A 21,947-nucleotide genomic window follows, 5' to 3' on the forward strand; every position below is an offset into this window, starting at 1 on the left:
CGTTCCGTGTGAGCCAAGTCTCCCCGGAAGTACAACCCGCATATGGCATATTTGATGGATGGCAGAATTCAAGCAGTCCACCAAGCTTCATAATGTCCTTTACGACATCCGTGGACCGATTCTTCAGGCCGCCCAGCAGATGGAGGCGGAGGGTCACCGGATCCTCAAACTGAACATCGGAAACCCGGCACCTTTCGGTTTTGAAGCGCCGGACGCGATCCTGGTGGACATGATCCGCCACTTGCCACATGCCCAGGGCTACAGCGACTCGCGGGGCATCTTCTCGGCTCGTACAGCAGTCTCGCAGTACTACCAGACCCGGGGCATCCAGAACATCCACGTGGATGATATCTACCTCGGCAACGGCGTGAGCGAGCTCATCACCATGTCGCTAATGGCGCTCCTTGACGACGGCGACGAGGTCCTCATCCCCACTCCGGATTACCCGCTGTGGACTGCCTCGGTGGCTCTGGCGAGCGGGCGGCCCGTGCACTACCTGTGCGATGAGGAATCGGGCTGGCAGCCGGACCTGGAGGACCTCGAGTCCAAGATCACGCCGCGCACCAAGGGCATCGTGGTGATCAACCCGAACAACCCCACCGGTGCCGTGTACCCGGAGGAGACCCTCAAGAAGATTGTGGCCCTGGCTGAGAAGCACGGTCTGGTCCTCTTCGCGGACGAAATCTACGAGAAGATCCTGTACGAGGATGCCGTTCACGTGAACCTGGCCAGCCTGACCGGCGACGACGTGCTGTGCCTGACCTTCAGCGGATTGTCCAAGGCCTACCGTGTGTGCGGCTATCGGGCAGGGTGGATGGCCATCTCGGGGCCGAAGAAGGACGCCTCGGATTACCTCGAAGGCATCAATCTGCTCGCCAATATGAGGCTGTGCGCCAATGTACCGGCACAGCATGCCATCCAGACCGCGCTGGGCGGCTATCAGAGCATCAACGACCTCATTCTTCCCGGCGGCCGCCTGCTGGAGCAGCGGAACAAGGCCTATGACATGCTGAACGCCATTCCCGGCGTGAGCACTCAGCAGGCCAGGGGAGCCCTGTACCTGTTCCCCAGGCTGGACCCCGATGTTTACCACATCCGCGATGATGAAAAGTTCGTCCTGGACCTCCTCAGGGAGCAGAAAATCCTGGTGTCCCACGGCCGGGCCTTCAACTGGGTGCGGCCTGACCACTTCAGGATGGTGACCCTGCCGAACGTCAAGGACATCGAGGAGGCAATCGGCCGCATGGGAGACTTCCTCAGCAGGTACCAAGGGAACTAGCCTGTTCCCACGTACAACTGCAGAAAGAGGTCACCATGGCCGGCGTCGTGGAATTCGGGAAGTTCCCCTCCGGGACTTTGAGAGTTGACAAGGGATTCAAGCTTGAGGATGTGGACCCCAATGCGACGCCTGGCTACACCGGGAAGAAAGCCGACGGCGAGGAGCTGCTCGCGGATCTTGACGGCAAGCTGGCCGAGCTGCAGGAGAAGCTGTTCGCTGAGGCCAAGTTTGGCGGCTCCAAACGGGTCCTGCTGATCCTGCAGGGAATGGACACCGCAGGTAAAGGCGGAATCGTGAAGCACGTCCTGGGCGCGATGGATCCCCAAGGGGTCAGGTTCAAGTCGTTCAAGGCGCCCACCGATGAGGAGAAGGCCTACGACTTTCTCTGGCGGATTGAAAAGGTAGTGCCCGCTGCGGGCACGATGGGCGTCTTCGACCGTTCGCACTACGAGGATGTCCTGATCCACCGTGTCCACGGCTGGGCCGACCCGAAAGAACTTCAGCGGCGGTACGCCGCCATCAACGAATTCGAAGCCAGGCAGACGGCAGTGGGTACCGCGGTCATCAAGGTCATGCTGAACATCAGCAGTGACGAGCAGAAGAAGCGGCTGCTGGCACGGTTGGACACACCGGCGAAGCACTGGAAATACAGCACCGGGGATCTGAAGGAGCGCGCCTTCTGGGATGACTATATGGCCGCTTACCAGGCTGCGTTCGATGCCACGTCGACGGACGGCGCCCCTTGGTACGTCGTTCCGGCGAACAAGAAATGGTATGCGCGCATCGCGGTGCAGCAGCTGCTGCTCGAGGCGCTCATGGCCCTCAAGCTGGAGTGGCCCAAGGCTGACTTCGACGTCGACGCCGAGCGCCGCCTCCTCGAGAAGTCCTAGCCGTTCTAGCCGTCCTTGCGGGCGGCAGCCAGCCTCTTCCGCGCGCCCTCCAGCCATTCTTCACAGCGCCGGGCCAAGGCCTCACCGCGCTCCCAGAGGGCTAGTGAATCTTCAAGGCTTGTGCCGCCTGCTTCAAGTTTGGACACGACGCCCACCAGTTGTTCGCGGGCTTCCTCGTAGCTGAGGGCCTCTATCTCTGCCGGCAGCGCTGTCGCTGCCGCGCTGCTGGAGCCGGTCTGGTCGGAGCGGTCTGTCATGTCGGTTTCACCTGTCGGGTTGGTCTGGCTGGTTTCGCGGGTGGGATTAATTCGGAGGATGGGGCCGGGTTCGCTGGGTCAGGCACCTGACGCCTGGTGCCCTCCAATGGAGGTGGCACCGAACCGCCCGCCCGCGACACGGACGGAGAGCTCTGTCCCGGACGGAACCTGGGCCGGATGGCGAACGACGGCCCCTTCCGTGCCCGGGGCCTTGCCTCCGGCGAGCTGGACCACGGCGTATCCGCGGTCCAGGGTCTGCTGGGGTGACAGGGCGCGGACCTGGGCCTGAAGATGCACAAGCTGGTCGGCGGCCCTTGTGACGGCGGCGCTGATGGCTGCAGTCGATCGGCGGCCAAGCCGTTCCACGTCGTCCGCGCGCGCGGAGACCATGCCTTCGGGCGCGGCAAGGACGGGGCGGGACCTCAGCGCGGCGAGGCGGTCGGACTCCCTGGCAACGAGCTGCGTCACCGAGCGGTGCAGTTGGGCCTCGGCCTGGCGCACTCGGGCGAGCTCTTCAGAGACCTCCGGAACTATCCGCTTGGCGGCGTCCGTCGGGGTGGACGCGCGCAGGTCGGCGACGTCGTCCAGGATGGGACGGTCCGCCTCGTGCCCGATAGCGCTCACGACAGGGGTCAGGACGCCGGCGACGGCACGGATCAGTTCCTCGTTGCTGAAGGGCAGGAGGTCCTCCAGTGCGCCGCCTCCGCGTGCAATGACGATGACGTCGACGTCGGGGCGGGAGTCGAGTTCCCTCAGGGCACCAATAATCTGTGCAACCGCTGTATTTCCCTGGACGGCGACTTCGCGGACCTCAAACTCGACGGCGGGCCAGCGCAGGGCCGCGTTGCGGAGGACATCCTTCTTGGCGTCCGAGTCCCGGCCGGTGATCAGGCCGATGCGGTGGGGGAGGAGTGGCAGCCGCTTCTTCCGGGACTCGGCGAAGAGACCTTCGGCAGCGAGGGCGTGGCGCAGCCGTTCGATCCGGGCGAGGAGGTCGCCCAGGCCCACCGGGCGGATGTCTTTGACGGACATGTTCAGGCGGCCGGTCTTCAGCCAGAACTCGGCCTTGAGGAGGGCTACCACCCTGCTTCCGCGTTCGAGCGGGGTCTCCTGGCGGTCGAGGACCTTGGACCAGATGGAAGCCGGAAGGGAAATCTCGGCATCCACGTCCCGGAGTGTCAGGAATGCGCTGCTGCCGCGGCGGTTCAGCTCGATGACCTGTCCCTCCACCCACGCGGCCGGTGCCCGTTCAATGTGCGTCTTGAGTTTTTGGGACAGCAACTGCAGCGGCCACGGGTTGTCCGGGCTGGTATCGGCGGCGGTGGCGGGCACCGTTGTGGGACCCCCGGCCGGCACGGTGGCATTTTCAGCCATGCGCTGCCCGGGTAGCCGTGATTGCCTGATGCATGTGGCGGTCCTTTGCCTTCGCGGTGGGTTAACCAACTCTATCCATAGCTTTATCACCGGTTGCCGACATTTTTTGAACATGCGGCGACGCCCCTAGGATGGCAGTGTCCCAACTGCCAGCCAGGAACCCCGACCAGCTAGGAACCCCCTTGCGCTCTTTTGTTTCGGCCTTGGCCGTCATCCTTGGCCTGCTGCTGTCAGCGATTGCTGTCCCGGCCATCTGGGTGGACCGCAATATCGTGCAGGAGGACGGATTTGCGGCACTGGCCGCCCCCTTGGGTAAGGATCCGACTTTTCAGAAGCGCCTTGCAACTGCAGCCGTGGCGAGTATCGACACGGCGGGCAGCATCCCCGGACCCCTGTCAGAGCTCGTCCGGCCGGTGCTGGAATCGGCTGCCGCGTCTCTCACGGGACTGCCGGGATACCCTGCAGCCTGGGAAGAGACGCTGCGAAAGAGCCACCGCCTCAACTTTGCAGCCCCAGCCACCCTTCCGCCCGACGCCGACTCCGCGACTTCCGTCACCCTGGATGTGGCGCCACTCGTGGCCCTGGTGACGAAACAGGTCTCGGCCAAGGCGGGGGTTCCGCTGGAGGCGCCGGCCCAGACCCTCGTAAACATCGGCCAGTCCAACCAGCGGCAGCTTATCGAACGGGTCGCCGTGTACGCCCCGGTCGGTTACAGTCTGGCCATCGGGGCAGGAATCGCGTTCCTCCTGGCCCTCCTTGTTGCCCGGCGCCGCTGGAAAGTGCTGGCAGGAATCGGTATCGGAGCGCTTGCGCTTGCCGGGCTGTGGAACCTGGGGTCAAGCTGGGCCTCGGACGCCGTCGTGGGCACTGCAAGCGGAAACGAAGTGGCGGACCTGTTCAAGCGGGAGTTCGTGGCAGCATCGACGGCTGGTTTCGGGTCCTGGATCCTCGCTGCCGCGATCACCGGAGCCGCGCTTCTGGCAGCAGGACTCGTGGCCGGGATCATCGGCGCCCGCGCCCGCAAGGGCTGAGCACCTCTCGCCGTGATCACCCCCGGCGTGACGGACCGGCTGAATCGCCGGACCGACCGATTTACCGGAGCGGCCGATTTACAGTAGCGGCCGCGCACCCGGGGCGAAGTCCCGCACCCGGTAGCATGGAGAAATGACCTCCTCAGCAGTCTCCCTTTCGATGCCAACCGTCCCGCGCAGGCGGCGTCCGCCGGAGGAAGTTCTGGCAGCCGCGCCGGTTACCGGCACCAAGAGGGTTCTGCTGGCGGCTCCGCGCGGATACTGCGCCGGTGTGGACCGCGCCGTGATCGCCGTTGAGAAGGCTCTGGAACACTACGGGCCCCCTGTATACGTCCGCAAGCAAATCGTCCACAACGTGCACGTGGTCAGTTCCCTTGAAGAACAGGGCGCCATTTTCGTCGATGAAACCGATGAGGTGCCCGAGGGCGCCCTGGTGATCTTCTCAGCCCACGGCGTGTCCCCGGCCGTGGTCCAGTCTGCTGAGGAGCGCGGTCTGCGCACCATCGACGCCACGTGCCCCCTGGTGACCAAGGTCCACAAGGAAGCGGTCCGCTTCGCGAAAGACGACTTCGACATCCTCCTCATCGGCCACGACGGCCACGAGGAAGTCGAGGGAACCGCCGGCGAAGCCCCGGAGCACATCCAAATCATCAACGGCCCGCACGAAGTGGACAAGGTGACCGTCCGGGACCCGGAAAAGGTGATCTGGCTTTCCCAGACCACACTGAGCGTTGACGAAACCATGGAAACTGTTAGGCTGCTCAAGGCTCGGTTCCCGACCCTCCAGGACCCGCCCAGTGATGACATCTGCTACGCCACCACGAACCGCCAGGTGGCCATCAAGAAGATTGCGCCCCAGGCGGATCTGGTAATCGTCGTCGGATCGGCGAACTCTTCCAACTCGGTGCGGCTGGTTGAGGTCGCCTTGGAGTATGGTGCCAAGGCTTCCTACCGCGTGGATTTCGCGAACGAGGTGGATGAGGCCTGGTTTGAAGGTGTCGCCACCGTTGGAGTCACGTCCGGTGCATCCGTGCCGGAGGTGCTGGTAAAGGACGTCCTCCGCCTCCTGGCCGACTACGGCTACGGCGCTGTCGAGGAGGTAGTCACCGCAGAGGAGGATCTGCTGTTCTCCCTGCCCAAGGAGCTCCGCGCCACCCTCAAGGAAGCCGGCGACGTCTCCCGTGCCCTCGGCGGCAGGCGCTCGCGCTAACTCACCTTCCCGACGGGGCCGTGTCCGGAAGTGCGGTCGGCCCGGCGGCTCCCGGACGTGGCGCCTGCCTACGCGGCGTCTTCGGACGCTTCCTCGAGTTCCCGGCCGGTCTGGTCGGTGGCCTGCAGTTCGGGAGCGGAAACGGAGCGGGGTGTGACCTGGACCGCCGGAGGCGTCACAAGCCCGGCCGCGTCAAGGGCATTCAGTTTCCGCGCCGTGGGGAGGACCCGTGCTTCAAGGGTGCCCACCATTGAGTTGTAACGGTCGACCGACGATTTCAGCGAAGACCCCAGCTTGCTGACGTTGTCGCCGAGTGTCCCCATCCGCTCGTAGAGCTGCCGGGCGAGTTCGAACAGTTCGCGGGCACTGTCCGTCAGGACGTCCTGCCGCCACGTGAACGCCACGGACTTGAGTACGGCCAGGAGCGTGCCGGGCGAAGCAAGGACCACGTTCTTGGAAAGGGCGTGGTCCAAAAGCCCGGGATCAGCGGACAGCGCGGCGGCGAGGATTGACTCCGCCGGCAGGAAGCAAATGACGAGTTCAGGGGAGTTGCCCGATATGTCCCAGTACTTCTTGTTGCTGAGGGCATCCACATGGGTCTTGAGAGCCTTGGCATGGGCTGTCAGGAGTGCCTGCTGGGTTGACTGGGTCAGCACAGCCTTGTCCCTGTCCGGCTGGCCAAGATCCTGTGCCTCAAGGTACGCGGACAGCGGCACCTTGGCGTCCACCACGAGCTGCTTGTCGCCGGGCAGCTGAACCACCAGGTCCGGACGGACCGACGAGTCAGAACCCTGGCTGTGGAGTTGCTCGTGGAAATCGACGTGGCGAAGCATCCCGGCGGCTTCAACCACCCGGCGCAACTGCACCTCGCCCCACTGGCCGCGCGCGCTGTTGGAACGCAGCGCCGATTCGAGTGCGTGCGTGGACCTCATCAGCTGTTCGTCCGAGAGCCTGGCTTCCTGCAGTTGCTGTGCCAGCTGCCCATATTGCTCGAGCCTGTCCCGTTCCAGCAGGGAGACCTGTTGCTGGACGGCCGTCAGTTTTTCGGCAACCGGCGCCAAAGCCCGCAGCACGCTGCCGTCCTGCTGCCGGGATTCGCCCAGCTCCCTGTTCTGGACGGCCAGCAGCTTCCGCTCGGCGTCGGCAGCAGCGTAGTGGGCGCTGACCTCCGAAAGCCGCGCCGAAACGCCGTCGAAATCCGCTTCAAGCGCGGCGCTCCGGCGGCGCAAGACCGTGTAGGCGAAGGCTGCCCCCGCCAGGGCGCCGAGCAGCAGCATCAGGAGGGCCAGAATGACTGAAAAAGAATCCATGCATTCACTGTGGCATGCAGGTGCGACATTTTTGCCGAAGGCAACGGCGCCACGGCCGCAGGCCTCAATTGAACTGTGTCTGCCGCAGGCCCGCGCGTCCGGCAGCGGGGCGCCGGTAGCCGCCGGCGCCGCCGTAACGGGTAGAATCAATGTCCGTGGCTCTTACTATTGGCATCGTCGGACTGCCCAACGTCGGCAAATCAACTCTTTTCAACGCCCTGACCCGTAATCAGGTGCTTGCGGCGAACTATCCGTTCGCCACCATCGAACCGAATGTCGGCGTCGTGAACCTGCCCGACCCCCGGCTTCAGCAGCTCGCGGAGATTTTCGGGTCCCAGCGTTTGCTGCCGGCCGCGGTGTCTTTTGTTGACATCGCCGGCATCGTCAAAGGTGCGTCCGAAGGCGAGGGCCTGGGCAACCAGTTCCTCGCCAACATCCGGGAGGCCGAGGCGATCGCCCAGGTCGTCCGCGTGTTCGACGACCCCGACGTTATCCACGTCGACGGCAAGGTGGACCCGCGCTCCGACATGGAGACCATCAACACCGAGCTGATCCTGGCTGACCTCCAGACGATCGAAAAGGCCGTCCCCAGGATCGAAAAAGAAGTCAAGATCAAGAAGCGCGAGGCCGCGGAGCTGGCCGCCATCAAGGCGGCCCAGGTGGTGCTGGAACGCGGCGACACCATCTTCTCCTCGGTCAAGAGCGACAAGCTTGAGATGGAGCACCTCAAGGAACTCAGCCTCCTGACGGCCAAGCCTTTCATCTACGTCTTCAACGCGGACGAAGGAATCCTGGGCAGCCCCGAGAAGCAGGAAGAGCTCCGCGCCATGGTCGCGCCTGCAGACTGCATCTTCCTCGACGCCAAGCTCGAGTCCGACCTCGTGGAGCTGGATGAGGAGGAAGCGCGTGAAATGCTGGAAATGAACGGGCAGGATGAATCCGGCCTGGACCAACTTGCCCGAGTGGGCTTCCACACCCTCGGGCTGCAGACGTACCTGACGGCAGGCCCGAAGGAAACCCGCGCGTGGACCATCCACCAGGGCGACACCGCGCCGCAGGCGGCCGGCGTCATCCACTCGGACTTTCAGCGCGGGTTCATCAAGGCCGAAGTTGTTTCCTTCGGGGACCTCATCGATGCCGGTTCCATGGCCGAGGCGAAGTCCCGCGGCAAGGTCCGCATCGAAGGCAAGGAATACGTCATGGCCGACGGCGACGTCGTCGAGTTCCGCTTCAACGTCTGAGGTTGCGGTACGCACTCTTCAGTGATTGAGAATTAACAAGTAGGAGCCCTGATCCCTAGGATCGGGGCTTTTGCTGTGATTGGCGCGCATACCCACCCGCACCGATGCAGTCAAGCGTTTCTTGCAGAATGCCACCTCCAGTTTCCGCCTAGGTTGCATCTCGATAACAACCTTTACTGAGGGACAACTTTCGGTCCGCAGCCCCCGCCTTCGGGTCTAGGCTACTTCCCATGTGAGACATGCCACATGCTCACTGGGGGGATGTGGCGGTCTGGCCGGCGTCTACAGCGGCGGTCCTTTCCACACTAAAGAGACATAGGAGGCGGAATGCGATTTGGTCGTATTTCCAAAGCAGTAGGCGTTGCCGCGGCTGCGGCGCTGGCGCTCAGCGCCTGCGCCAGCACCAACACCGGGACAACCCCGTCAAGCAACGCGGCCGGCAAACAGGGGGGCACCGCCACTGTGGTCGAGGTGAATGCGTTCAATACGTTCAACCCCAATACGGCCGACGGCAACACTGACATCAACTCGAAGGTCAGCTACGCCACCCACTCGGGCTTTTACTACATCGACAACAAGCTCAACGTTGTCCGCAATGAAAAGTTCGGCAAGATGGAAAAGACCTCCGATGATCCCTTGACCGTCAAGTACACCATCAACGAAGGCGTCAAATGGTCGGACGGCACGCCCGTCACGGCAGCGGATCTCCTCCTCCAATGGGCTGCCTTCTCCGGCTACTACAACGACGCCGACGCCGATGGGAAAGCCGGAACGTCGTACTTCTCCTACGCGGGTGACCCCACCGGCCTCGCCCTCACGGACTTCCCGGAAATCGGCGACAACAACCACTCGATGACCATCAAGTACTCCAAGCCGTTCGCTGACTGGGAAATCGCACTTGGCGGACCCGGGATTGACATCCCGGCGCACGTGCTGGCGAAGAAAGCCGGCCTGGCGGACACCCAGGCGTTCATTGACCTCCTCAAGGGCATGCCGCGCGGCGACTCCAAGGCCCCGAAGCCTGCCGACGCCAAGCTTAAGGCAATGTCTGATCTCTGGAACACCGGATTCGACTCCAAGACCCTGCCGAGTGATCCGAGCCTGTTCCTGTCCAACGGTCCCTTCATCGTCAAGAGCGTCAACCAGGACCAGTCCCTGACCATGGTCAAGAACAAGGACTACAACTGGGGCCCCGAAGCCAAGCTCGATGAAATCACCGTCCGCTACATCGGTTCCTCTCCTGCCCAGGTCCAGGCACTGAAAAATGGCGAGGCGGATATCATCGCCCCGCAGGCCTCCGCAGACACGCTTGACCAGCTGAAGGCACTTGAGAGCCAGGGCGTGACCGTAGAGCAGGGCAACCAGCTCTCCTACGACCACATCGACCTTAACTTCTCAGGACCGCTGGCAGACAAGAACGTCCGCGAAGCATTCATGAAGACGGTTCCCCGCAAGGACATCGTCGACAAGATCGTAAAGAAGCTTGATCCGGAAGCGAAGCCGCTGGATTCGCAGCTCTTTGTTCCGGCCCAGCCTGCCTACGCAGACTCCGTGAAGGAAAACGGCGCCTCGGCGTACCAGGACGCTGACGTTGACGGAGCCAAGAAGCTCCTCGCCGGCAAGACTCCGGAAATCCGGATCATGTACAACAAGGACAACCCGAACCGTGTGGATGCCTTCTCCCTGATCCGCGAGTCGGCAACCAAGGCGGGCTTCAAGATCGTCGACGGCGGCCTTGGCGCCTCTGACTGGGGTAAGGCGCTGGGCAAGGGCGGTTACGACGCCACGATCTTCGGTTGGATCAACCCGGGCGTTGGAGTCTCCGGCGTGCCGCAGATCTTCCGGACGGGCAACGGTTCCAACTTCAACAAGTTCAGCGATCCCGAGGCCGACAAGCTGATGGATGAACTCATCGTGACGACCGACCGGGGCAAGCAGGACGACCTCATCAAGCAGGTCGACAAGAAGATCTGGGCCTCTGCCTACGGCCTTCCTCTGTTCCAGTCCGTTGGAGTGGACGCCTACAGCGACCGCATCACCGGAGTGAAGTTCATGCCGAACCAGACGGGCGTCTGGTGGAACTTCTGGGAGTGGGCCGAGAAGTAAGCCGATGACCACAACCGCAACAAGGTAGCTGAGGCGCCGGGATCAAGCACCATGGTCCCGGCGCCTTGCAGCGACATCTCCCGCCTGTGCCGCTGCCGAAACACAACAGGCGGGCACGGCCAAACCTGCGACCGGTCCGGGCAATCCCTGGGCCCGAATACTGAGGTTCTATCAAAATGGTGACCTACATCGTCCGGCGGCTAGTCACCGCGGCACTCATTCTTCTGGGTGCATCCTTCCTGGTGTATCTGCTGACCGCGGCGTCCGGTGATCCGCTTGCAGAGTTCCGGGCCAGCAGCCAGCCCAATAAACAGCAGCTGATGGATTCAAGGTCCGCACTCCTGGATCTGGACACCCCGGCTCCGCTGCGGTACTTCAAATGGCTCGGCGGCGCCGCCAAGTGCCTCGTGCCGTTCGCCGGCTCCTGCGATCTCGGCAAGAACATCGCTGGACAGCCCATAACCGATGCGTTGGGGCATGCCCTCGTGCAGACACTCACGCTGGTTACCGGCGCCGCCGTCCTGGCGATCCTCGTGGGCATTACGCTCGGCATCATCACGGCATTGCGGCAGTACAGCACGTTGGACTACGGCGTGACTTTCATGGCCTTCCTGTTCTTTTCCCTCCCCATTTTCTGGGTCGCCGTACTGCTTAAGGAATTCGGCGCCATCGGCTTCAACGACTTCCTCAGGAATCCGCAGATACCGCTTCCGCTGGCCATAGGCATCGGCGTGGTGTTCGGCCTGGTGGCCATGGTGGTTGCAGGTGGGGACACGAAGCGGCGGGTATTGACGGGCGGGATCGTATTCGCCGTCGTGACGGCAGTGCTCATCTACTTCTCGGTCACCCAATGGTTTAAGACTCCAGGGCTCGGGCCTGTGGTCATCGCCATTGCCGGCGTCGGACTCGCCTTTGCGGTGACCCTGTTGACGGCAGGGCTCAGGAACCGGAAGGCGTTGCAGTCCGCACTCATCGCCGTCTGCGTGGGCGTGGTCGCGTACTTCCTCATCCAGCCGCTGCTCAATCAGGCGACCTTCCTCATGATTGTGCTGCTCGCCGTCGCCACCGTTCTTGTCGGCATGGCGATCGGCTACTTGGTGGGCGGCTATGACCGCGGCCAATCCATGCGCGCCGCAGCCATTACGTCCGTCCTCCTGGGATTTCTCGTCCTGCTGGACCGGTTCATGCAGGCGTGGCCGGCGTACTTCAACAACGGGAGGGTGCGGGGACGCCCCATCGCCACCATCGGTGCCGGCACCCCGAACATCGAGGGGGATTTCTGGGTACTTGGGCTCGATTCATTCACCCACCTGATCCTGCCCACCACGGCGCTCATCCTCATCTCGCTGGCCGGCTACACCAGGTTCACCCGAGCCTCCATGCTCGAAATCATGAACATGGACTACATTCGAACGGCCCGGGCCAAAGGCGTTTCTGAACGGACCGTGGTGATGCGCCACGCGTTCCGGAACGCCCTCATCCCGGTCGCCACGATCGTTGCCTTCGACATTGGCGGGCTCATCGGCGGTGCCGTGATCACGGAGACGGTGTTCTCCGTCCGCGGCATGGGCTTCCTGTTCCTCGATGGCATTCTGCACGTTGACCCCAACCCGGTCATGGGCGTCTTTATCTGCGTCGCCATCACGGCCATGGTGTTCAACCTCATCGCGGACCTTGCCTACTCCGCACTGGATCCACGAGTAAGGGTAAAAGCATGAGCCAGCCGAGTCAGCAGGACGAAATCGTGGCGGAGCAGGCCAGCCTGAAACAGCAGGCGGCTGCCGGCATCGAGCCCGTTATCGAGGCCAAAGGACTAAGCCAGGGACAGATCGTCCGCAAGCGGTTCCTCGGCCATTCCGGGGCGATCGTGGGCCTCATCGTCTTTGCCATCATTTTCATCATGGCCTTCACCGCCGTGGGGTATGCAGGGATCCCCGGATGGTGGCGCTACGGCCACGAGGACGTTTCGCCGCTGGTCAACGACGGTGCGCCAACAGCTTCGCTTTGGCCTCTGGCCTGGGGTGAACATCCTTTCGGACAGGACCGGATCGGCCGCGACCTGTTCGCCATGACAATGCGCGGGGCCCAGCAGTCCATCACCATCATGCTGGTCATCGGTCTTATTGCCGGGCTCATCGGCGTGGTCGTCGGCGCCCTGTCCGGCTACTTCAGGGGCTGGATGGAAGCCATCCTCATGCGCCTCACGGACGTCATCATCATCGTCCCTGCACTGCTCCTCGCGGCGGTCATGGCCCAGTTCGCGGGCCGGCGGGATGAGGGCAGCTGGTTTGCCACCTTCGCCAGCTCCAACGGCGTCCTGGCACTCGGCATTTTCCTCGGGCTGATCAGCTGGGTGGGGCTGGCAAGGCTCATGCGCGGTGAATTCCTCTCCCTGCGGGAGCGTGAATTTGTTGACGCCGCGCGGATATCGGGAGCGAGCAACGCCAGGATCATCTTCAAGCACATCCTGCCCAACGCCGTGGGAGTGCTGATCGTCAACGTCACGCTGACGATGTCCGCGGCGATTCTGACCGAGACCGCACTGAGCTACCTGGGCGTCGGCGTCAAGTCTCCTGACACCTCCCTCGGCCTGCTCATTTCGCAGAACCAGGAAGCCTTTGCGACCCGGCCGTGGCTGTTCTGGTTCCCGGGCCTCTTCATCGTCCTCATTTGCCTCAGCATCAACTTCATCGGCGACGGACTGCGGGACGCGTTTGATCCGCGCCAGAAGAAGTTCAATGCCAAGAAGGCGCGGGCCGCAGGCGGCTCTCCAGCAGCGGAGAAAACGCCGGTGACGGCCATTGACGGCGGAACCGTGGGCGGGAACGCGGCCGGCGAACACCGGGGAGCCTGACGTGCTACCGCAGCGCCCAGGGCTACAGCAGGGCAACGCCCCAGATGCTGAACGCAAGGAGCAGCACGGTGCCGCCCACCTCCAGCCAGCGGACGGTTATCAACACCGGGGTGGCCGCAGCGTTTCCGGCGTCAATGGCCCCGGATTCGACCAGCTGCTGCCAGCGGGTGCGGACCAGCTGTGCCGCCTGCCCGGAGTCGGTGCTTTTCAGGTCACCTGGCCGGACGGAATTCCCGGGGCCGTAGGTGGTCCCCGGCAGGCCGTGGAGGTCTTCCGGGCGGGCGTTGCGTCCGCCCCAGATGCCGGGAGCGGGCGCTGCCCAGGCACCGTAGCTTCTGGACGGTGTGACCAGGGTCAGGGCGTACCTCGTATCCACATGGACGAGGGCAGCCCAGGGCACCATGACGGACCGGAAGGGGTTCTCGAGCCGGACGCCGGCGTCGTGGACCACCACGGACGGCCGCCAAAACAACAGCCAGCCAAGATAGGCGATAAGGAGCAGCGGGCCGGTGCCGAGCATCGACCCGGCCCCGCCCGTCACTGCTGTGCCGACGAGCCCGACGCCGGCCACAAGCCAGGCAAGCCCGGCGAACCATTTGTTGGTGCGGGCTTTGAAGATCACAGCATTTTCGGCGTGCGGCGCAGTGCTCATGCCCCCAATAATTCAGGATTCCGAGCCGCAGCACTAATTTCAGCTGCTCCGCTGGCCCGGGTGGAAGGAAAACCCCAACATGTCTGACTACATCAGCCACGGCCCTGCCCTCACCGGCCCCGAGAATATAGGTGCTGTCGTCCTTGAGGTGCGCGACCTGAGCGTCGACTTCGGCGTGGACAAGAAGTGGGTTCCGGCCGCCGTCGGACTTAACTACGAAGTCCGGGCCGGCGAGGTCCTGGCGATCGTCGGTGAATCAGGTTCGGGAAAGAGTGCCAGTTCCATGGCGTTGCTGGGCCTGCTTCCCAGCAACAGCCGGGTCTCCGGCAGTGTCAAGCTCTCGGGTAAGGAGTTGCTCGGCGGCGACGCCTCCAACATTCGCAGTGTCCGCGGCAAGGACGTGGCCGTCATTTTCCAGGAGCCCATGACCGCCCTGAACCCGGTCTACACGGTGGGCGCCCAAATTGTCGAAACTGTGCGCCTGCACAACGAAGTGTCACCCGGGGAGGCCCGGGAACGCGCGCTGCGCATGCTGGACCTCGTGGAACTCCCGGATCCCGAGAAGGCGTTCAAGTCATACCCCCACCAGCTCTCAGGCGGGCAAAGGCAACGCGCCATGATCGCCCAGTCGCTCTCCTGCGATCCCAAACTGCTGATTGCGGACGAACCCACGACGGCCCTCGACGTGACAGTCCAGGCCGAAATCCTTGACCTGATGAGGAACCTGCGGAACAAGCTCGATAGTGCAATCGTCCTAATCACCCACGACATGGGCGTCGTCGCTGACCTCGCCGACCGGATCGCAGTGATGCGCCGCGGGCTGATCGTCGAGACCGGCACCGCCGACCAGATCTTCCACAACCCTCAGCACCCCTACACGCAGGCGCTGCTTGCCGCCGTGCCCCACCTCGGACAGGGCGGCGCCGGTTCAGAGGGGGAGGTGGACGTGACGGCCGCGCTGGCTGCCGCCACGCACGCCGAACTTGAATCGGTGGACCGCGAGGAGCTGGCCCGCCGGGAGCGCGAGAATGCCGCGGCCCTGGCCGCTGCCGAGGCGGCCAGGGCCTCCGGCGAACCGGTCCTCGAACTGACGGACGTCGCCATCGAGTACCCCAAGCAGGGGCGCGTGCCCGCCTTCCGGGCGGTGGAGGGTGCCAACCTGACCATCTACCCCGGCCAGGTCGTGGGGCTCGTTGGGGAGTCAGGGTCCGGAAAAACCACCATTGGGCGCGCAGCCGTGGGGCTGCTGCCTGTGGCCGCCGGCAAGATGCACGTGGTGGGCCAGGATATTTCCGCGGCCAAGAAAAACGGCAAGCAACTGCACCAGGTGCGGCGCCACATCGGGATGGTCTTTCAGGATCCGTCTTCGTCCCTGAACCCGCGCCTGCCCATCGGGGAAAGCATCGGCGAACCTATGTATCTCGCCGGGGTGGCGAAGGGTCCTGACCTGCAGAAGCGCATCGAGGCGCTGCTAGACCAGGTTGAGCTTCCCCGCGACTACCGCAACCGGTATCCGCATGAGCTCTCCGGCGGGCAGAAACAGCGCGTGGGTATTGCCCGCGCCCTCTCGCTGAAACCCAAGCTCATGGTGGCAGATGAGCCAACGTCGGCACTGGACGTGTCCGTGCAGGCGAAGGTCCTGGAGCTTTTCCAGAACCTGCAGCGCGAGCTCGGCTTCGCCTGCCTCTTCGTCACGCATGACCTTGCCGTGGTGGACGTCCTGGCGGACAGGATCTGCGTCATGCAGCGCGGTCGCATCGTGGAGCAGGGGACGCGCGACCAGATCCTCAGGAGCCCCCAGGAGCCCTACACGCAGAGGCTGCTGGCGGCCGTACCGCTGCCGGATCCGGAAAGGCAGCGCGAACGGCGCGAGCTGAGGGCGCAGCTGCTCGCCACGGCGGCGGAGTAACCTGCGCCACATTTTGTGGAGTATAGTACTCGACGGTAACTTGTGACTTGCGGTCTCTGCGCTAAAGCGATTGAACCCGGTCACGGTTTGGCAACGGCGTACCACTATTTGGACTACTTGCGGTTAGGCTTCTTCCTCATGTAGCCCACGTCACACAATACGTCTGTGCCTGGACTGCGGGGATGCAAAAGATATCCCCTGAATCTCTCCCACAACACATAGGAGGCGGAATGCGTTTTTCGCGCACTTCCAAAGCACTGGGCATGATGGCTATCGCCGCACTTGCCCTGACCGGATGCGGCGGCGGCGGATCCAACTCCGGCAGCTCCAACGCAGCCGGAAACTCGAGCAAGGTCATTCTTGCCGATGGATCCGAACCCCAGCGCCCGCTCATGCCGGCCGACACCAATGAAGTTGGCGGCGGCAAGGTCATCGACATGATGTTCGCAGGTCTTGTCAGCTATGACCCCAGCGGCAAATCGGTCAACGAACTCGCCGAGTCGATCGAGGGCAAAGACGCCCAGCACTACACGATCAAGATCAAGAAGGACCAGAAGTTCACCAACGGCGAGGTCATCACCGCCAAGACCTTCGTGGATTCCTGGAACTTCGGCGCCGCCGCGAAGAACGCGCAGCTCAGCGGTGCGTTCTTTGAAAGCATCAAGGGCTACGACGAAGCCAGCGCAGAGGGCTCCAAGGTAGACACTATGTCCGGCCTGAAGGTCGTTGACGACCAGACGTTCACCGTTGAGCTGAAGCAGCCGGAATCCGACTGGCCGCTGCGCCTCGGTTACTCCGCATTCGTGCCGGTTCCGTCCGCCGCACTGAAGGACCCGAAGGGTTACGGCGAAAAGCCCGTCGGCAACGGCCCGTACAAGATGGCCGACGGCGGCTGGCAGCACAACGTGCAGATCCAGCTTGTGCCGAATCCGGACTACAACGGTCCCCGCAAGGCCAAGAACGCCGGCGTGACCTTCAAGATCTTCCAGAACGACGACGCCGCGTACCAGGACCTGCTGTCCAACAACCTCGACGTGCTGCAGACGATCCCCACGAGCGCGCTCAAGAACTTCAAGTCCGACCTGGGCGAGCGGACCATCGAGAAGCCGTACGCCGGCAACCAGACGATCGCCATCCCGGAATACCTGCCCGAGTGGAGCGGCGAAGCGGGCAAGCTGCGCCGCCAGGCCATCTCCATGGCCATGAACCGCGACGAGATCACCAAGGTGATCTTCAACGGTGCGCGCAAGCCGGCCATGGACTTCACCGCTCCCGTGCTGGACGGCTACAGCGACAGCATCCCGGGTTCGGAAAACCTGAAGTTCGACGCCGCCAAGGCCAAGGACCTCTGGGCCAAGGCCGACGCCATCCAGAAGTGGGACGCCAACAAGACGTTCACCATTGCCTACAACGCCGACAAGGGCGGCCACAAGGCCTGGGTTGAAGCAGTCGTCAACCAGCTGAAGAACAACCTCGGCATCAAGGTTGAAGGCAAGCCGTATGCGACGTTCAAGGAAGCCCGCAACGACGCCACCGCCAAGACGCTGACCGGCTCCATCCGCGCCGGCTGGCAGGCGGACTACCCGTCGCTGTACAACTTCCTCGGCCCGATCTACAAGACCGGTGCAGGCTCCAACGACGCCGAATACGCAAACCCGGCGTTCGACAAGGCCGTCTCCGATGGCCTGAAAGCCTCCTCGGTCAGCGAGGGCAACACGGCGATGAACAAGGCCCAGGAGATCCTCCTGCAGGACCTTCCGGCCATCCCGCTGTGGTACCAGGTCTCCCAGGGTGGCTGGAGCGACCAGGTCACCAATGTTGACTACGCGTGGAACGGTGTTCCGCTCTACTACAACATCACTGGCAAGTAACTACTAAAACGACGGCGGGGGCTGCCTGGATTGGGGCCTCCGCCGTTGTCTTGCTTCCACCCAATTTCTCAGCACCCGCTTCGCCCGGTGCACTTCGCAGCCGGCCCGCCGTGACCGCACCGGCGTCGGCTGCACCCATAGTGAAAAGGTTCTTTGATGAACAACTCCGCCGCATCCTTGGACAGGATGCCTGCTGACGGGGGTGTCCTTCGCTGATGGCGACTTACATCCTCAAGCGTTTCCTGCAGCTGATTCCGGTATTCTTGGGCGCCACGCTGCTGGTGTATTTCCTGGTCTTCAGCCTGCCTGGCGACCCCATCGTGGCACTGTTCGGCGACAAGCCCGTCAATGAGGCCGTGGCTGCCCAGCTCCGCGCGCAGTACCACCTTGACCAGCCGTTCTGGATCCAATACCTGCTGTACCTCAAGGGGATCTTCACCTTCGACCTGGGCCAGGACTTCTCCGGACGACCGATCGCCGCAGTGCTGGGCGAGGTCTTCCCGGTGACGGCCCGGCTGGCCGTCATGGCGCTGATCTTCGAAGCCGTCTTCGGCATCATCTTCGGCCTGATCGCGGGACTCCGCAAGGGCAAGTTCTTCGACGCGACCGTCCTGATCGCATCCCTGATCGTGATCGGCATCCCGATCTTCGTGCTCGGCTTCCTGCTGCAGTTCACCATCGGCGTCCAGCTCGGCTGGGCCAAACCGACCGTCAGTTCGGCCGCCACGGTCCAGGATCTAATCCTGCCGGCGATCGTCCTCGGGCTGGGCTCCTTCGCCTATGTCCTGCGCCTCACCCGGACCAGCGTCATCGAAAACATGAACGCCGACTACGTACGCACCGCCACTGCCAAGGGCCTGTCCCGTTTCCGCGTGGTCCGCGTGCACATCCTCCGTAACTCGCTGATCCCGGTCATCACCTTCCTCGGCGCGGACCTGGGCGCCCTGATGGGCGGAGCCATCGTCACCGAGGGCATCTTCAACGTGCCGGGTGTCGGCAACCGGCTCTACCGCGCCGTCACACAGGGTGAAGGCCCCACGGTCGTCTCGATCGTCACCGTGCTGGTGCTGATCTATGTCGTATCCAACCTGCTTGTAGACCTGCTGTACGCCTGGCTTGACCCAAGGATCCGCTATGACGCCTGAGAACATGACCCCAGACCTGCGCACTGCGGCGCCGGCGAGGCGGCACGTCGAACACTTCGTTGCCGACTTTTCCGAGACACCGCTGCAAGCAACCGACAAGGTCCAGGAAGACCAGGCCCCGCTGAGCCTTTGGGGAGAGGCCTGGAAGAACCTGCGCAGGCAGCCGCTCTTCCTGATCTCCGCATTCCTGATCCTCGTCGTCGTCGCCGTGTCACTCTTCCCCTGGCTCTTTTCCGGCATCGACCCGGCCTCAGAAGCGTGCCAGCTGGCCAACTCCGATGCCGGACCGGCGACCGGACACCCGCTGGGCTTCACCCAGCTGGGCTGCGACGTGTACGCGCGCGTCATCTTCGGCACGCGTTCCTCGGTGACTGTGGGCCTCTTCACCACCCTTGGCGTCCTCATGATCGGCGGCATCACGGGAGCCCTCGCCGGATACTACGGCGGCTGGGTGGATGCCATCCTGGCCCGCATCAACGACATCTTCTTCGCGTTGCCGCTGATCCTCGGCGCCATCGTGATGATGCAGCTGCCTGTGTTCCGTGCCAACCGCACGGCCTGGACGCTCGTGTTGATCCTGGTCACCTTCGGCTGGCCGCAGATCGCCCGCATTACCCGCGGCGCCGTGATAGAGGTCCGCAACGCGGACTTCGTGACGGCCGCGCGCTCCCTGGGCGTCTCAAAGTTCGGCTCGCTCATGCGCCACGTCATGCCTAACTCGTTGGCGCCGATCATCGTCGTGGCCACCATATCCCTCGGCACCTTCATTGTTGCCGAATCGACGCTGTCGTTTCTGGGAATCGGGCTGCCGCCCAGCGTGATGTCCTGGGGCAACGACATCCAGTCGGCGCAGGCCTCCCTGAGATCCAACCCGATGCCCCTGATCTACCCGGCCATTGCGCTGTCCATCACCGTCCTGAGTTTCATCATGCTGGGCGACGCCCTGCGTGATGCCCTCGATCCGAAAGCGCGCAAGCGATGAAAGGAGACGCCATGAGCTCCGCTGTCCAGTTTCGGGAACAAGGGTCCGACGTCGAGCGTCCGCTTCTTGAAATCAAAGACCTGGCAATCAACTTCCGCACCAGCCACGGCGACGTCAATGCCGTGCGTAATGCGCACCTGACCATCATGCCCGGCGAAACGGTCGCCATCGTGGGCGAATCAGGTTCGGGAAAATCCACGACGGCGCTGGCCGCGATCGGCCTTCTTCCCACCAACGGCCGGGTGGCCGGCGGCCAGATCCTTTTCGACGGCGAGGACATTTCGAACGCCAGCGAAAAGCGGATGATCGAACTCCGCGGCAGCCACATTGGCATGGTGCCGCAGGATCCGATGTCCAACCTCAACCCGGTGTGGAAGATCGGGTTCCAGGTCCGCGAGACGCTCAAGGCGAACGGGCTGCCCAGCGGCCCCGACGATGTTGCCGAGGTGCTTTCCCAGGCAGGATTGCCGGATGCGGCGCGGCGCGCCAAGCAGTATCCGCACGAATTCTCCGGCGGCATGCGGCAGCGTGCGCTGATCGCCATTGGCCTCTCATGCCAGCCCCGGCTGCTGATTGCCGACGAGCCGACGTCGGCCCTGGACGTCACCGTTCAGCGGCAGATCCTGGATCACCTCGACACGATGACCACCGAGCTCGGCACTGCCGTGCTGCTGATCACCCACGACCTGGGCCTCGCGGCCGAACGGGCAGACAAAGTGGTGGTCATGTACCGCGGCCAGGTGGTTGAAGCTGGCCCGTCCCTGGAACTGCTGCGAAACCCCCGGCATCCCTACACGCAGCGGCTCGTCTCGTCCGCCCCCTCCCTGGCTTCCCGCCGTATCCAGGTGGCGAAGGAACAGGGAGTCGAATCCACGGACCTGCTGGCGCCGACGGAACCCGTTGTCGTGGAGGAAGCGCTGCCCGAGGACGTCCTGAAGGTTGAAGACCTGACCAAGGTCTTCAAGCTCCGCGGCGCACTCGGAAGGTCGACAGATTTCACCGCGGTGGACAACGTCTCGTTCAGCGTCAAGCGCGGCACGACGACAGCCATCGTGGGGGAGTCGGGCTCCGGCAAGTCGACGGTGGCGCAGATGGTGCTGAACCTGCTGGCGCCTACGTCGGGGAAAATCGTCTTCGACGGCGTTGACACTTCCACGCTCAACAGCAGGCAGCTGTTCGCTTTCCGCCGCAGGGTGCAGCCGATTTTCCAGGACCCGTACGGCTCGCTGGACCCGATGTACAACATCTTCCGGACCATCGAGGAGCCGCTGCGCACCCACAAAGTGGGGAACAAGGCCAGCCGCGAGAAGAAGGTGCGCGAACTGCTGGACCAGGTGGCGCTTCCCCAGTCCGCCATGCAGCGCTACCCGAATGAACTCTCCGGCGGCCAGCGCCAGCGCGTGGCCATCGCACGCGCACTTGCGCTGGACCCGGAGGTGATCATCTGCGACGAGGCTGTTTCCGCACTCGACGTGCTGGTCCAGGCGCAGGTGCTGAACCTGCTCGCGGACCTGCAGTCCAACCTCGGCCTTACCTACCTGTTCATCACCCACGACCTGGCGGTGGTCCGGCAGATAGCCGACCACGTGTGTGTCATGGAGAAGGGCAAACTGGTGGAGACCGGGTCAACGGATGATGTATTCGATTCGCCGCGGCAGGACTACACCAAGGCCTTGCTCAACGCGATTCCCGGCGCCCACCTTATGCTTCCTCCCGAGGTGGCCACGGCCTAGGCGCCGTCCCGCAGCAAGAGTATGCGCATTAAAGGAGCCGGTGCCCACCCGAAGGTGCGCACCGGCTCCTTTGTCGTCCGCATGGGCTTCTCCGCGCCAGGAT

At 63.6% G+C, this 21,947-nt stretch carries 17 protein-coding genes; 13 read left to right on the forward strand and 4 right to left on the reverse strand.

The features are described from left to right. Positions 1–58 precede the first annotated feature (58 nt). Positions 59–1,279 carry a pyridoxal phosphate-dependent aminotransferase gene (locus AC1DD3_RS00320; RefSeq protein ID WP_230118662.1) on the forward strand — a complete coding sequence of 407 codons (1,221 nt, stop codon included), beginning with the start codon at positions 59–61 and terminating at the stop codon, positions 1,277–1,279. A 35-nt stretch (positions 1,280–1,314) separates the two neighbouring features. After that, positions 1,315–2,169: a polyphosphate kinase 2 family protein gene (locus AC1DD3_RS00325; RefSeq protein ID WP_476880735.1), complete on the forward strand. Its 855-nt coding sequence runs from the start codon at positions 1,315–1,317 to the stop codon at positions 2,167–2,169. A gap of 5 nt (positions 2,170–2,174) precedes the next feature. On the opposite strand, the gene AC1DD3_RS00330 is transcribed toward AC1DD3_RS00325, so the two are convergent. Both AC1DD3_RS00330 and xseA read right to left on the reverse strand, forming a co-directional pair. Next, complete coding sequence (locus AC1DD3_RS00330) at positions 2,175–2,426, reverse strand: exodeoxyribonuclease VII small subunit (protein ID WP_230118664.1); 252 nt, start codon at positions 2,424–2,426, stop codon at positions 2,175–2,177. Positions 2,427–2,504: 78 nt separating this feature from the next. Next, positions 2,505–3,800: an exodeoxyribonuclease VII large subunit gene (gene xseA / locus AC1DD3_RS00335; RefSeq protein ID WP_476880736.1), complete on the reverse strand. Its 1,296-nt coding sequence runs from the start codon at positions 3,798–3,800 to the stop codon at positions 2,505–2,507. A 182-nt stretch (positions 3,801–3,982) separates the two neighbouring features. Here xseA and AC1DD3_RS00340 point away from each other — a divergent pair, with 182 nt between their 5' ends. Both AC1DD3_RS00340 and AC1DD3_RS00345 read left to right on the forward strand, forming a co-directional pair. Then, entirely contained in the window at positions 3,983–4,831 is an 849-nt protein-coding gene (locus AC1DD3_RS00340; RefSeq protein WP_476880737.1) for a hypothetical protein, read from the forward strand. Positions 4,832–4,964: 133 nt separating this feature from the next. Further along, on the forward strand, positions 4,965–6,041 hold the full coding sequence (locus AC1DD3_RS00345; protein ID WP_476880738.1) for a 4-hydroxy-3-methylbut-2-enyl diphosphate reductase: 1,077 nt from the start codon (positions 4,965–4,967) through the stop codon (positions 6,039–6,041). Between the two features lie 68 nt (positions 6,042–6,109). On the opposite strand, the gene AC1DD3_RS00350 is transcribed toward AC1DD3_RS00345, so the two are convergent. After that, the gene (locus AC1DD3_RS00350) at positions 6,110–7,351 is read right to left on the reverse strand and encodes a DNA recombination protein RmuC (RefSeq protein ID WP_476880739.1); all 1,242 of its coding nucleotides are present in this window, start codon (positions 7,349–7,351) and stop codon (positions 6,110–6,112) included. A 155-nt stretch (positions 7,352–7,506) separates the two neighbouring features. Between AC1DD3_RS00350 and ychF the strand changes: the two genes are divergently transcribed. From ychF to AC1DD3_RS00370, 4 genes are all read left to right on the forward strand, one after another. Next, positions 7,507–8,592 (forward strand): redox-regulated ATPase YchF, encoded by a 1,086-nt coding sequence (gene ychF, locus AC1DD3_RS00355; protein WP_230118669.1) that lies wholly within the window; start codon positions 7,507–7,509, stop codon positions 8,590–8,592. A gap of 327 nt (positions 8,593–8,919) precedes the next feature. Beyond that, positions 8,920–10,698, forward strand: a complete 1,779-nt coding sequence (locus AC1DD3_RS00360) for an ABC transporter family substrate-binding protein (protein WP_230118670.1) — start codon at positions 8,920–8,922, stop codon at positions 10,696–10,698. Positions 10,699–10,874: 176 nt separating this feature from the next. Beyond that, the gene (locus AC1DD3_RS00365) at positions 10,875–12,416 is read left to right on the forward strand and encodes an ABC transporter permease subunit (protein WP_230118671.1); all 1,542 of its coding nucleotides are present in this window, start codon (positions 10,875–10,877) and stop codon (positions 12,414–12,416) included. Then, positions 12,413–13,552, forward strand: a complete 1,140-nt coding sequence (locus AC1DD3_RS00370; protein ID WP_230118672.1) for an ABC transporter permease — start codon at positions 12,413–12,415, stop codon at positions 13,550–13,552. The genes AC1DD3_RS00365 and AC1DD3_RS00370 overlap by 4 nt, the downstream gene beginning before the upstream one ends. Positions 13,553–13,574: 22 nt before the next feature. Here the strand turns inward: AC1DD3_RS00370 and AC1DD3_RS00375 are convergent, their stop codons facing one another. Next, positions 13,575–14,204, reverse strand: coding sequence for a PH domain-containing protein (locus AC1DD3_RS00375; protein WP_230118673.1), 630 nt, complete (start codon positions 14,202–14,204; stop codon positions 13,575–13,577). A 79-nt stretch (positions 14,205–14,283) separates the two neighbouring features. On the opposite strand from AC1DD3_RS00375, the gene AC1DD3_RS00380 reads away from it, so the two are divergent. From AC1DD3_RS00380 to AC1DD3_RS00400, 5 genes are all read left to right on the forward strand, one after another. Continuing rightward, positions 14,284–16,113 (forward strand): ABC transporter ATP-binding protein, encoded by a 1,830-nt coding sequence (locus AC1DD3_RS00380; RefSeq protein WP_230118674.1) that lies wholly within the window; start codon positions 14,284–14,286, stop codon positions 16,111–16,113. A gap of 230 nt (positions 16,114–16,343) precedes the next feature. Then, positions 16,344–17,984 carry a peptide ABC transporter substrate-binding protein gene (locus AC1DD3_RS00385; protein WP_230118675.1) on the forward strand — a complete coding sequence of 547 codons (1,641 nt, stop codon included), beginning with the start codon at positions 16,344–16,346 and terminating at the stop codon, positions 17,982–17,984. Between the two features lie 215 nt (positions 17,985–18,199). After that, positions 18,200–19,129 carry an ABC transporter permease gene (locus AC1DD3_RS00390; RefSeq protein ID WP_230118676.1) on the forward strand — a complete coding sequence of 310 codons (930 nt, stop codon included), beginning with the start codon at positions 18,200–18,202 and terminating at the stop codon, positions 19,127–19,129. Then, on the forward strand, positions 19,119–20,111 hold the full coding sequence (locus tag AC1DD3_RS00395) for an ABC transporter permease (RefSeq protein ID WP_230118677.1): 993 nt from the start codon (positions 19,119–19,121) through the stop codon (positions 20,109–20,111). Before AC1DD3_RS00390 ends, AC1DD3_RS00395 begins: the two co-directional genes overlap by 11 nt. Positions 20,112–20,122: 11 nt before the next feature. Further along, positions 20,123–21,844 carry a dipeptide ABC transporter ATP-binding protein gene (locus tag AC1DD3_RS00400; RefSeq protein ID WP_476880740.1) on the forward strand — a complete coding sequence of 574 codons (1,722 nt, stop codon included), beginning with the start codon at positions 20,123–20,125 and terminating at the stop codon, positions 21,842–21,844. Positions 21,845–21,947: the final 103 nt, after the last annotated feature.

It is taken from the genome of Arthrobacter sp. 05T444, from assembly GCF_056395905.1.

What these genes read in the sequence shown, in the direction of transcription:
- AC1DD3_RS00350 (WP_476880739.1), bottom strand. Translation starts at nt 7,351, where the DNA reads ATGGATTCTTTTTCAGTCATTCTGGCCCTCCTGATGCTGCTGCTCGGC.
- AC1DD3_RS00360 (WP_230118670.1), top strand. Translation starts at nt 8,920, where the DNA reads ATGCGATTTGGTCGTATTTCCAAAGCAGTAGGCGTTGCCGCGGCTGCG.
- AC1DD3_RS00320 (WP_230118662.1), top strand. Translation starts at nt 59, where the DNA reads ATGGCAGAATTCAAGCAGTCCACCAAGCTTCATAATGTCCTTTACGAC.
- AC1DD3_RS00370 (WP_230118672.1), top strand. Translation starts at nt 12,413, where the DNA reads ATGAGCCAGCCGAGTCAGCAGGACGAAATCGTGGCGGAGCAGGCCAGC.
- AC1DD3_RS00395 (WP_230118677.1), top strand. Translation starts at nt 19,119, where the DNA reads ATGACGCCTGAGAACATGACCCCAGACCTGCGCACTGCGGCGCCGGCG.
- AC1DD3_RS00390 (WP_230118676.1), top strand. Translation starts at nt 18,200, where the DNA reads ATGGCGACTTACATCCTCAAGCGTTTCCTGCAGCTGATTCCGGTATTC.
- AC1DD3_RS00330 (WP_230118664.1), bottom strand. Translation starts at nt 2,426, where the DNA reads ATGACAGACCGCTCCGACCAGACCGGCTCCAGCAGCGCGGCAGCGACA.
- AC1DD3_RS00375 (WP_230118673.1), bottom strand. Translation starts at nt 14,204, where the DNA reads ATGAGCACTGCGCCGCACGCCGAAAATGCTGTGATCTTCAAAGCCCGC.
- AC1DD3_RS00345 (WP_476880738.1), top strand. Translation starts at nt 4,965, where the DNA reads ATGACCTCCTCAGCAGTCTCCCTTTCGATGCCAACCGTCCCGCGCAGG.
- AC1DD3_RS00365 (WP_230118671.1), top strand. Translation starts at nt 10,875, where the DNA reads ATGGTGACCTACATCGTCCGGCGGCTAGTCACCGCGGCACTCATTCTT.
- AC1DD3_RS00385 (WP_230118675.1), top strand. Translation starts at nt 16,344, where the DNA reads ATGCGTTTTTCGCGCACTTCCAAAGCACTGGGCATGATGGCTATCGCC.
- AC1DD3_RS00380 (WP_230118674.1), top strand. Translation starts at nt 14,284, where the DNA reads ATGTCTGACTACATCAGCCACGGCCCTGCCCTCACCGGCCCCGAGAAT.
- AC1DD3_RS00325 (WP_476880735.1), top strand. Translation starts at nt 1,315, where the DNA reads ATGGCCGGCGTCGTGGAATTCGGGAAGTTCCCCTCCGGGACTTTGAGA.
- AC1DD3_RS00400 (WP_476880740.1), top strand. Translation starts at nt 20,123, where the DNA reads ATGAGCTCCGCTGTCCAGTTTCGGGAACAAGGGTCCGACGTCGAGCGT.
- xseA (WP_476880736.1), bottom strand. Translation starts at nt 3,800, where the DNA reads ATGGCTGAAAATGCCACCGTGCCGGCCGGGGGTCCCACAACGGTGCCC.